The sequence below is a fragment of the Clostridia bacterium genome, assembly GCA_012840125.1.
In the GTDB taxonomy this organism is placed as follows: domain Bacteria; phylum Bacillota; class DULZ01; order DULZ01; family DULZ01; genus DULZ01.
In genome coordinates, this window is the sequence record DULZ01000022.1 from 84,407 (window position 1) to 95,830 (window position 11,424).

General features: G+C 52.2%; 10 protein-coding genes. 9 read left to right on the plus strand and 1 reads right to left on the minus strand.

Annotated features, from left to right (window positions below):
* Window positions 1–142: 142 nt before the first annotated feature.
* The 5 genes from GXX34_02315 (at window position 143) to GXX34_02335 (ending at window position 6,502) form a co-directional block, all read left to right on the plus strand.
* The gene (locus tag GXX34_02315; protein ID HHW06362.1) at window positions 143–1,414 is read left to right on the plus strand and encodes a diguanylate cyclase; all 1,272 of its coding nucleotides are present in this window, start codon (window positions 143–145) and stop codon (window positions 1,412–1,414) included.
* Window positions 1,415–1,438: 24 nt separating this feature from the next.
* Entirely contained in the window at window positions 1,439–4,549 is a 3,111-nt protein-coding gene (locus GXX34_02320) for a response regulator (protein HHW06363.1), read from the plus strand.
* A gap of 1 nt (window position 4,550) precedes the next feature.
* Entirely contained in the window at window positions 4,551–4,922 is a 372-nt protein-coding gene (locus GXX34_02325) for a response regulator (protein ID HHW06364.1), read from the plus strand.
* A 225-nt stretch (window positions 4,923–5,147) separates the two neighbouring features.
* Window positions 5,148–5,375 carry a hypothetical protein gene (locus tag GXX34_02330; protein ID HHW06365.1) on the plus strand — a complete coding sequence of 76 codons (228 nt, stop codon included), beginning with the start codon at window positions 5,148–5,150 and terminating at the stop codon, window positions 5,373–5,375.
* Window positions 5,376–5,398: 23 nt separating this feature from the next.
* Complete coding sequence (locus GXX34_02335; protein ID HHW06366.1) at window positions 5,399–6,502, plus strand: hypothetical protein; 1,104 nt, start codon at window positions 5,399–5,401, stop codon at window positions 6,500–6,502.
* A gap of 96 nt (window positions 6,503–6,598) precedes the next feature.
* Here the strand turns inward: GXX34_02335 and GXX34_02340 are convergent, their stop codons facing one another.
* Window positions 6,599–7,063, minus strand: a complete 465-nt coding sequence (locus GXX34_02340; protein HHW06367.1) for a spore coat protein — start codon at window positions 7,061–7,063, stop codon at window positions 6,599–6,601.
* Window positions 7,064–7,395: 332 nt separating this feature from the next.
* Here GXX34_02340 and GXX34_02345 point away from each other — a divergent pair, with 332 nt between their 5' ends.
* From GXX34_02345 to GXX34_02360, 4 genes are all read left to right on the plus strand, one after another.
* Window positions 7,396–9,030, plus strand: a complete 1,635-nt coding sequence (locus tag GXX34_02345; protein HHW06368.1) for a peptide ABC transporter substrate-binding protein — start codon at window positions 7,396–7,398, stop codon at window positions 9,028–9,030.
* 128 nt (window positions 9,031–9,158) lie between these two features.
* Window positions 9,159–10,088, plus strand: coding sequence for an ABC transporter permease (locus GXX34_02350; protein ID HHW06369.1), 930 nt, complete (start codon window positions 9,159–9,161; stop codon window positions 10,086–10,088).
* A gap of 5 nt (window positions 10,089–10,093) precedes the next feature.
* Window positions 10,094–11,032, plus strand: a complete 939-nt coding sequence (locus GXX34_02355) for an ABC transporter permease (protein HHW06370.1) — start codon at window positions 10,094–10,096, stop codon at window positions 11,030–11,032.
* Between the two features lie 11 nt (window positions 11,033–11,043).
* Window positions 11,044–11,424, plus strand: a 381-nt coding sequence (locus tag GXX34_02360) for an ABC transporter ATP-binding protein (protein HHW06371.1), incomplete at its 3' end; no start/stop codon positions are given.

Below are 11,424 nucleotides of genomic sequence, written 5' to 3' on the forward strand. Positions count from 1 at the left end.
GGTAAAATAAATAGTATAATGATTTATTACCTGGTATTGTTAATAGGGCAGGATTTTGCTTATTTTTCACGAAAAGTCAGAGTACACCATTTCAAGATATCCCTCGTAAAGTAGTATTAATAGGGGCAAACGGGTGATCAACGTGGCTAAGATCAGTTTAGGGCTGTACCCGGACAACGTAAGCGCCACACCATTATATCGCAATCTCTTGCTGGCAGGGTACGATGTCTGTCTTTTGCACAATCTGAAGGACGCCAGAGACTTTGATTTAATCATTGTTTGCTTGGATTTCCTCTTCGGCGATTTGGGCGAACTCTTCCTGGCGATCAGGAACAAACCCGTTTTGCTGGCCACCGAAGAGGAAGAGGCCGTGGAATACGCGGCGGAATGGGGTGTCATGGGGATTGTGGGCCAGAATTGGAGTCCGAAAGACCTGCGGATGGTGATCGAATTCTTTGCCGTGAAAAGCAGGTACTATCCTCGCCGCGAAGTTGCCCTCCCGGAATCCGGTCCTACTCCGGTGACGATTCTATTGGTAGAAGATGATTTGTTGACCGCCGGCGTGGTGATGGACAGCATCGGCGAGTTCGGCGACGTGGTCCATACTTCCAGCGTGAGCGAAACGGAGAGTGTCTTGTCCCAGCGGAAGTTTGACTTGATTATCCTGGATGTTTTCTTGCCGGACGGGAACGGTCTTACCTTACTTCGCGAAATCAAGCAAAACCCTTTCTACGAAACAATTCCGGTCTTGGTCTTTTCAGTCAATGAAGATTTGCGCGCTAAACTGCAAGCCTTTGAGCTGGGCGCCAGCGATTACCTGCTCAAACCGTTTCATATCGCCGAGTTAAAAGCGAGAGTCAAAGCTTTAATCGGCGGCAAGCAGAAACAAGAGGTGCTGTTGTGCAATCTTAAACAGATGAGCGTTTTGGCGGAACAGGACGGGTTGACCGGCCTGTACAACCACCGCTATTTTGTAGACAATTTAAAACACCGGTTCCATTTAGCGAAGGAGCATAATATTCCCATTGCCGTGCTGATGTTGGATGTGGACGATTTTAAATTCTACAATGATCGCAACGGGCATTTGGCCGGGGATCAAGTGCTGCGTGAAGTGGCGCAGATTATCCGCTCCATGGTGCGGGGGGATGACATTGCCGCCCGTTACGGCGGGGAAGAATTTGTGGCCCTGCTGTGGGACGTAACGGAGGCGCAGGCTTTGAAAGTGGCGGAAAGGATCCGCGAGGCCATTAGCTCTTATCCTTTTCCCCAGCGCGAATACCAACCTAACGGTAAGGTGACGGTCAGCATCGGCGTGGCGGTGACACCGGCTGATTCCCCATCTGCTCTGTTGCAAAAGGCAGATGAGGCTCTTTACCGGGCCAAGTTGGCAGGCAAGAATAAAGTAATGATTTAAATAAGTGGGCAGGGGGGACCACTATTGCTGTACCAAAGGTTCAAACAACAGCTGCTGGCCATCGGTGTTTCCTTGGTGGTTATTTGCCTGATTATACTTGGGTCTTTCATTTATAATTACTATTTGAGCCGTCAAATAGATTTGCAGCACCAGCAATTAAGCAATGTGGTCAAGACTTTTCAATACCACTCCGAGTATGTGAGGGCCTACAGCGCCCACCCGGAATCGGTAGCGTCCATGCCGGACTACCGGGAATGTGAATTCAATCAAGTGTTAATGGGCATCGAGCCGCCCAACTATGAAATCAGCACCTATTACGAAAAGGTGGTTGCCGTCCATGAAGCCTTGCACCACGCCCTAAATGCAGGTTCCTTTAACGATGTGGTTATCTCGTCGGAGGAACTGCATGCGGCCCTGGGCGAATTCGGCTATCATCTCACCAATTACATCGGGCAGCTGGAGCGGACCAGAACGAAAGTCATTGCCGCCGTTGCATTGCCCGGCCTCTTCTTGATTATCGCCCTCCTGTGCTGGCTCTACCTCAGAATGTACCAGTTAATCCATCACAGGATTGTGGAGCCCTTAAGCCAATCCCTGGCCATCCTGTCCCGGGCCGGGCTGTTCACCAACCCGGGGGAAGATGAGCCGGACAACATTCTCCGGGCGGTGACTAAAGCCACCCAGATCATCGATATGGATAACGCCAGGCGGAGGCTGTACCCCTTCTGGAATTCCGTATTTACGGAAGAGGAACTGCTCAACGGTTCATTAGATTTATTCGGGGAACACCAGGCCATCGGCAGTGCCGCCTATTATCGCTATGACAGTTTTACCGATGAGCTGGTGTTGACGGCTTCTTATGCTTTCCCCGCCGAAGGAGAAGAGCGGATTCCCCTGGGCGTGGGTCCCGTCGGCGAGGCGGCCCAGCGGCACAAACCGATCTTTGTGGAAAGACCCGAGGTGGAGCTTTCCCTGGGCTTCACCAAAATCCGCCCGGTGAAAATGGCCTTCTATCCCGTCGGCACGCCCCATCTATTCGGCGTCCTGGCTTTTGCATTCAGGGAAGAAGTTACCGAAGAGCAGCTGACGGTGGTAGAGTTCTTTGCCGCCCAGTTGGGCATCGTCATCGACCGGGTGCGGCAGCTGGATGATTTGAAGCGCATGACCTGGGAGCTTGGCAACCGCACCAGGGCCCTCAACAAGGAATTGCGGTACAAGGATTCCATCCTGAACAGTTCGGCGGACGGCATCGTTATTCTAGGCTTGGAGGGAGATATCCGTCTCTTCAATCAAGGCGCGGAAGAAATTACCGGCTATGATGCCAAGGAAGCCATCGGCCGCAGCTGCTGCGACATCTTTTGTCACCGCGACAAAGACTTCAATCGACTATGCGGTACCGATGACTGTGCCAACTGTGTCATTCGCAGCACCAAGGTTCCCAGCCGGGGCAGGGAGTTGTTCATTCAACACAAGGACGGCCGGTTTGTCCCCATCTTGTTAAGCGCGACACCTTTGTATAATGATCAAGGTGAAGTGACGGAAATCCTGCAAATCTTTAAAGACGTAACCGAGCTGCGCAATACCTTAACCCAATTGGAACAAGCCAACCGGAGCAAGACTGAGTTCCTGGCCACCATGTCCCATGAACTGCGCACTCCCCTAAACGCCGTTTTGGGATTTGCGGAGTTGTTGGAAACGGAAACTTTCGGTCCCCTGAACGAGCGCCAGCAACGATATGTCTCTAACATCCTCACCGCCGGGCGGCACCTGCTGTCCTTGATTAACGATATCCTGGATATCACCCGTGTTGAGGCGGGCAAATTGGAATGGGAATACGGGCCCATCGACGTGGCCCAGGTTTTCGGCAGCGCGGTCAATCTTTTAAGGGAAAAAGCCGTGCAGAACCAGCTTAAACTGTCCTTGGAAGTGGAACCCGGCTTTGACCGGTTCACCGGCGATGAGCGCAAGATCAAGCAGGTCTTGTATAACTTAATCAACAACGCCATTAAGTTCACTCCCGCCGGTGGGCAGGTTGGGGTACAAGTGGCCCGGGAGGGCGAAGACATGCTGATTACCGTTTGGGATACGGGCATCGGCATTCCCCGGGATAAGAGAGAGGCGGTCTTCGAGCCCTTCTACCAGGTGGATAACTACCTGACCAGGTCCCAGCAGGGTTCCGGCCTGGGGCTGGCTTTAGTGAAGAAGATGGTGGAGCTGGCAGGCGGGCGTATCTGGATTGAGGACGCAGAAGGCAAGAGCACCGTTTTCAAAGTACTGCTGCCTGCCACCAAACCAAGCCGGGCGCAGGAACTAAGCAGCGTGAGTCCCGCGGCGGAGCAAGAGGACCCTTTCCCGGCGGCACAACCCGAAGCCAGGTTATCCCTTGACAAGCGCAGGAAAGCCGTGGTCATCGAAGATGACGCCAAGTGTGCGGAACTGCTGGCCGAGTACCTAAAGGATATGGGCTATAACTCCTTCATCGTACCCACCGGGGAAGAGGGATTGGGTATGATCGAACAATTAAAACCGGACCTGGTGGTGCTGGATATTCTCCTGCCCGGCATGAACGGTTGGGAGACACTGGCATCCTTAAAGTCCAAGGCGACCACGGCTCACATTCCCGTCATCGTCGTCTCGATTCTGGAAGAAAGGGAGAAAGGGCTGGCTTTGGGCGCCATGGATTACCTGACCAAGCCGGTGGAACGGGGCCGCCTGATCAGCTGTGTCCAAAAGGTGGTGAACCGGGAAGCCGGCAAGCGGAGCAAAGCCCTGGTGGTGGATGATGACACGAAAGCCTTGGAGTTGTTTAATGACTACCTGGTGGGAATGGGTGTCGATGTCTTCCTGGCCCCGGATCCCAGGGAAGGGCTCAGGGTGGCGAAACAGATCCTGCCCGATATTATCTTCTTGGATTTGATCATGCCCGGTCTTGACGGTTTTGCCTTCTTAGAGGAGAAGGAAAAGGATCCGGCTTTGAAGGACATCCCGGTGGTAGTGCTGACCTCCAAATCCTTGACGCCCCGGGAGAAAAACCTTTTGGAACAGCGAGTGGAATATGTGGCGCGGAAGAGCCAATTCGGCCGTGAAGCCTTCCGCACTACCGTAGAGAGGATCGTGGGAAAGAATGAGCGGTAGTATGCAGCGCACAGCTCTGGTGGTGGAAGATAACCCGCTGAACATGGAGCTCATCGAGGAGTTGCTGCTGGCTAAGGGTTGGACAGTGCTGAAAGCCTATGATGTGGAAGAAGCCAGGCAAGTGGTGGCCGCGGGTTTACCTGATCTCATTTTCCTGGATATCCAACTGCCGGGACAGGATGGCTTGAGCTATGCCGCCCAGTTGCGGATGGAATACGGGGCCAAGGTGCCGCCGTTAATCGCCATCACGGCCCAGGCCATGAAAGGTGACGGGGACAAAATCCTGGCGGCTGGATTTGATTATTACTTGCCCAAACCTTTTGAATTTGCCCAGTTTTACCGGATTATCGACGAGGCCTTAAACAGCCGGTGACGGCGGCAGGAGGACAGGGCTCGCCCTTGCTTCTCCCGTGCGGAGGGGAAGGGCGAGCCTTTGTTTGGGAAAATATTTTTAGCCAGGTTATTGAAAGTTTCCCCTTCATGCCATATACTAATAGTAAGACGATTCAGAAGATTAAGAATCGGAAAATTAAGAATCAGAATCTTCTGAATCGGAATCTTCAGAATATTAATATTCTGAAAAAGGGAGGGTTTTCACATGTCGCTCCGGCCTGAACTGGTAAGCCAAGAAGTAACTTGCGGTATGGACACTGTCGCTTGCGCCCGGGAGGATGTTTTCGAAGGACGCGGGCTGTATCGCTTTCTTGCTACCGGTTTTTCCTACCTGTTTTCTACGGCCTTTGTATCAGTATTCCTGGCGATGGGATTTGCCGCCGTTGTCACCATCGTAACCATTTTAGTAGGGGTGCTGGGTGGATTTAATTAATTGAATAGGAGGTGCAATATGCCATGTCACAGAAATGGATGACGGTGCTGAAAGTTTCTGGCATTATCATAGGTGGTTTCTTAATCCTCATTCTTGCCGGGTCAACTTGGGACTATTCCGGCAGGCCTGACTTCTGCATCTCCTGCCATACCATGGAATCGGTCACCAGGAGTCACCAGACATCGGCTCATGCCGAGGTACGGTGTACCGATTGCCACCTGGGGGTTGGCTTTGCCCCCACGATGCTGCTCAAGAAGGCCACCGATGCGAGCCAGATAGTTAAAAATCTCACGGGCACATATGAAAGGCCCATTCGTATTCGCCACAACGTTCCTGTTACCCAATCGTGTGAAAGCTGTCATTATACCAAAGCTTTCAGGCGGGAAATGGTCAAGGTCACCGATTGGTTCGAGGATGACCGGAACAACACCAGGAAGACCACCGCTATCCTGCTGAAAGTCGGTGACGGGAGTCAAGTGGAAGGGATCCACTGGCACGTAGAAAACTCCATCGTCTATGGTAAAGATGCAGAAGGCCAAATCGTTTCCATTGAAGTGGAAAAAACCGACGGGACTACCGGGATTTATCGCAAGGAAGGCGCCGGGGACCCGGTCACTTACAAGAAGATGGACTGCGTGGACTGCCATAACCGGGTGGCGCACCAGATCGATACTCCTTCCTCCATTGCCGACAAGTACTTGCTGGAAGGGAAACTTGATGCCTCCCTGCCCTATGTAAAACGGGAAGTGGTAAGACTGCTGGAGCAAACCAAGGATACCGACCCGGCCCGTTGGCCGGAGCTCTTTGCCGGGATTGTCAAGTTCTATCAAGACAAGTATCCTCATGTTTATGAAGCGGAGCAGGAGAAAATCGAGGAGCTTCCTGCCGTCGTGGCAGAAATGGCGGGCCAGATCAATTTCCCGAATATGAACGTGACCTGGGAAACCTACGAGGACAATTTAGGGCATGACGGCTGCTTCCAGTGTCATAACCCCAACTTCAAGCTGGAAACAGCCAGCGAAGGCTCCGAGCTGCCGCAGACGGTAAGTATGAATTGTGAAATCTGCCATGACATGCCGGTGACGGTAGAGGGAGGCAATAAGCAAGTAGTCATCGACTTGATGTAAAACTTGAGGACATGGGTTTCACCCCTCTCTAATAAAAATGAGGGTTCCGAAGCGAGGTAAGTGATTCGGAAGCCCTCCTTTTTTTATGGCAAGAGATTACTGCGGCTGGTACATGCCGTGGGCCTGCATGTACTGGAACAGTCCTTCGCCGTGCTGCTGCTCTTCTTTTTGAATGTGATTGAGGATGGCCCGTCTTTGCGGGCAGGTAAACTCAAAGATAGCCGTATTATAAGCACCGGAGACGTATTTTTCCGTCATCAAGAGGTCCGTCAGCAGGGCCGCATCCTGCGGCCGGGCTTGGTTAAAAGCGGCTGTTTGCGGCTGGGGCTGGGATTGGGGTTGTTGCTGCGATTGGTTCACGGGAGGAACCTGCCCCGCCAGCAGTTGGTTAATGGTGTTTAGGTGCTGCCGTTCTTGTTCGGCATAACTGTTGAGCAGCTGTTTTAGTTGAGGATCCTGCACTTGGGCGGCGTAAGTTTGGTATTTTTGGATACAGATCTCCTCATGCTTCTTTTGATCTTCCAGCAACATTCTTTCTTTCTGGGTTAATGGTTGGGTCATAAATCGAGACACCTCCTAATTCTAGTGTTTACGAATTAATCTGAAATATGTATTTGCTGAAACATCAAAAAGATGTCATTAATACCCAGTTTTTGCACATTGAATAAGACCCAAATTGATTCTATAATGGTACTGATAATGGCTGAAAATACCCCCCACAGGCGGCGGGGTTTTCCTTTTTCTCAGCCAATCGCCTTCTTATTTCCAGCGCAGGAAATCCATGTTAGATCATGAGAATTCTGTAGCAAGGGGGTGGATAAGCAGGGCGGCGGTGTTTTTTTTTGGTCGTATGCTTGTTTTAAGGATGGAATGAAAATCAGGAGGGGGAACTCATGTTAAAAAACAGAAAAATAAGTTTGGTAGTATCACTTTTGGTAATGATCAGTTTCCTGCTGGCCGGTTGTGGTGGCCAAGGCTCCAACAACCAGCAAGGCGGCGGTGAAACAGCGGAGGCGGTTATTACTTACAACTTAGGTACGGAGCCGGAAACCCTGGACCTGGCCAAGGCCACCGGTAAACCGGAAGCCACCATCCAGATGGCTCTGTACGAAGGTTTAACCCGTTTAGATGCGAACAACCAGCCCATCCCGGGTATGGCCGAGAGATGGGAGATTTCCGATGACGGTTTAACCTATACTTTCTACCTCAGAGACGCGAAATGGTCCAACGGCGATCCGGTGACGGCCTATGATTTTGAGTACGCTTGGATCAGGCTGTTGGAACCCGCCACGGCTGCTGAGTACTGCTATCAGCTCTTCTATGTGAAGAACGGTGAAGCGTTCAATGCAGGTGAGGTAACTGCCGACCAAGTAGGCGTCAAAGCACTGGATGAGAAGACCTTGCAAGTCGTTTTGGAAAGTCCCACCCCTTACTTCCTCAGTCTGACCGCTTTCCCCAACTTGTATCCGGTTCATAAAGCCACTGTGGAAGCGGATCCGGAAAACTGGGCCGGCGCTATGGAAACCTTGATTTGCAACGGGCCTTTCATGCCGGTGAACTGGGAACACCACCAGAAATTTGAAATGGTGAAAAACCCCAATTACTGGGCTGCCGATGACGTGAAAATCGATCGCTTGGTCTTCACCATGGTTGAATCCGAGACAACAGAATTGGCCATGTTTGACGCAGGGCAAATCGACATTGCCGAAAACCCGCCCATTGAAGAAATCCCGCGGTTGCTGTCGGAGGGTACCGCACAGTTATTCCCCGATTTATCCGTCTACTACTATATGTTTAACGTGGAAAAAGAACCCTTTAACGATCCCAGGGTGAGGAAGGCCTTTGCCATGGCTATTGACCGCCAGGCTTTGATTGACAACGTCACTCAAGCCAGCCAAATGCCCGCTTTTGCCATGGTGCCTTACGGTATTCCCGATGCCAAACCCGGCGATGACTTCCGGGAAGTAGGCGGCGACTACTTCAAAGAAGATTTAGAAGAAGCGAAGCGCCTCCTGGCCGAAGCCGGTTATCCGGACGGCAAAGGGCTGCCTGAAATCAAGATCCTGTACAATACCAACGAAGCACACCAGAAAATTGCCGAAGCCATCATGGAAATGTGGAAGAAAAACCTGGGTGTAGAAAACATCTCCCTGACCAACCAGGAATGGGGCGTTTACCTGAACTCCCGTAAGACCGGGGATTACCAAGTGGCCAGGGCCGGTTGGGCCGCTGACTACACCGACGCCATGACCTTCCTGGATATGTGGACCACCGGTAACGGCAACAACCAGACCAACTGGGGCAGCCCCGAGTACGATGCCCTGATCAGGGAAGCAAAAATGAATCCCGATCCGGAAGCCCGGGTCAAGGCAATGCATGATGCGGAAGCGATTCTCATGGAAGAAATGCCGGTATTACCGATTTACTTCTATACCAACGTGAACATGTACAAACCCTGGGTCAAAGGCGTTGTCGTCCCCATGGTGGGCGGTTACCAAGAATTCCGTTGGGCTTACGTGGAAAAATAGGTTAGACGGTACTTCAGGCGGAGCTAACCCGTTTGGGTAGGCTCCGCCTCCTCAAGTTATCCCGCGCACCCGGAGTAACCGGTAGCGGCCCTTAGGACTATTTTGCTGGAAAGGGGGTCAAAACAGCAGTGCTGCGTTTTTTTTGCCGTAGATTCTTTACCATGTTCATGGCGCTTTTGTTTATCACCACCTTTACCTTTTTTGGCATGAAAATCATACCCGGCGGGCCTTTCGACAGTGAAAAGCAGCTGCCGCCGTCCATTCTCAAAAATATCGAGGAAAAATACGGCTTTAACGATCCCCTGCACAAGCAATTTACCGATTACTTATCCGGGGTGCTGAAGGGGGATTTGGGGCCTTCTTTTAAATACCCCAACCGGACGGTGAACGATATCATTAAGGACAGCTTCCCGGTGTCTGCCACCTTGGGGGCCGTTTCCTTGTGCTTGGCTGTGTCCGTGGGCCTCAGCTTGGGTGTTCTTTCGGCTTTGAAGCAGAATCGCTGGCAGGACCACATGGCTGTGATCTTGGCCACATTAGGTTTTTCCGTGCCCAGTTTTGTGCTGGCGGCACTCTTGCAGTATGTCTTTTCCTATAAACTAGGCTGGGTGGTGCCGGCCATGTGGGGTACCTGGCAGCAGACCATCCTCCCGGCCATTTCGCTGGCGGCCTTGCCGACGGCTACTATTACCAGGCTGATGCGTTCCAATATGCTGGAGGTACTGCAAGAGGACTATATCAGGACCGCCAGGGCGAAGGGATTAAAGAACCGGGTGATTATCTACCGGCATGCCATCCGTAACGCCCTGATGCCCATCATCACCTACTTGGGCCCGATGGTGGCCGGCATTTTTACCGGAAGCTTTGTGGTGGAGCATATCTTTGCCATTCCCGGTCTGGGCCGTTACTTCGTCAACAGCGTGTTTAACCGGGACTATACGGTGATCATGGGTCTGACCATCTTCTACAGTATTTTCCTCATGACCATGAACCTGTTGGTTGACTTAAGCTATGCCCTCATCGATCCTCGAGTGAAAATCAGCGGTGGAAAGGAGTGAGCGATGTGTCCATGATATCACCCGAGATGTTTAAAAGAGTAGTACAAGACCGGAAGGAAGCGGAAATCATCGCTCGCCCCAGTACTACCTACTGGCAGGATGTTTGGCGCCGCCTGAAGGCCAATAAAGTAGCCATGGGCAGCTTGGTTTTCATCGGTCTCTTGGTCATAATGGCGATTATCGGACCGTATCTCAACGAATACAGCTATTCGGATCAGTTTTTGGAATTGAAGAACACCCCGCCCGGCAGCCAGTTCTGGTTCGGTTCCGATACTTTGGGCCGCGATTTGTTCACCAGGGTTTGGTTGGGAGCGCGCATGTCCCTGGCGGTAGGATTTGTGATTGCGTTCATCGTGCTGTTGATCGGCGTTTTTTACGGCGGGATTGCCGGGCTGGCCGGCGGCTGGGTCGACGAGATCATGATGCGGGTGATCGAGATTATTTCCGGCGTTCCTTTCGTCCTGTACGTGATCTTGCTGATGGTGGTTATGAACGAAGTTTTCCAGCTTAAAGGGAGCAATTTCATCACCATCTTAATCGCCATGAGTATCATTTACTGGATCCCCATGGCCCGGTTGGTGCGGGGGCAGATCTTGAGCTTGAAAGAACAGGATTATGTCCTGGCGGCCAAGGCCTTGGGCGCAAGCCAGATGCGGATCCTGATCAGGCATGTGATTCCCAATATCATGGGACCCATGTTAGTTTACCTGACTTTGACAATTCCCGAAGCTATCTTTACGGAAGCTTGGTTAAGTTTTTTGGGCCTAGGGGTATCGGCGCCCTTTGCCAGCTGGGGAACCCTGGCCAGTGACGGGGCCAAGGCTTTAAGGTCTTACCCCTGGCAGCTCTTCTTCCCTGCCCTGTTTATCAGTTTAACCATTCTAGCTTTCAACCTGTTCGGCGATGGGCTGCGGGACGCCCTGGATCCCCGCACGCGGAAGTAGGAGGTGAACCCATGGCCAAGAATTTGCTGGAAGTGAATAACCTCAGAGTATCATTTTTTACTCATGCCGGCGAAGTACAAGCGGTACGGGGCGCTACTTTCGCTTTGGAAGCGGGGGAGGCGGTGGCTCTGGTAGGGGAGTCCGGCTGCGGCAAGAGCGTTACCGCCCAGTCCATCATGCGGCTCATCCCTGATCCGCCCGGGAGGATTGTGGACGGCAGCATCCTTTTTGCTGGGCAGGATTTGGCTTACGCCTCAGAAAGGCAAATGGAAGAAATCCGCGGCAACCAGATCGGGATGATCTTCCAGGACCCGATGACTTCTTTAAACCCGACCATGACCGTTGGGCGGCAGATTATGGAGGGGATTATCAAGCACCAGGGTCTGACCCGC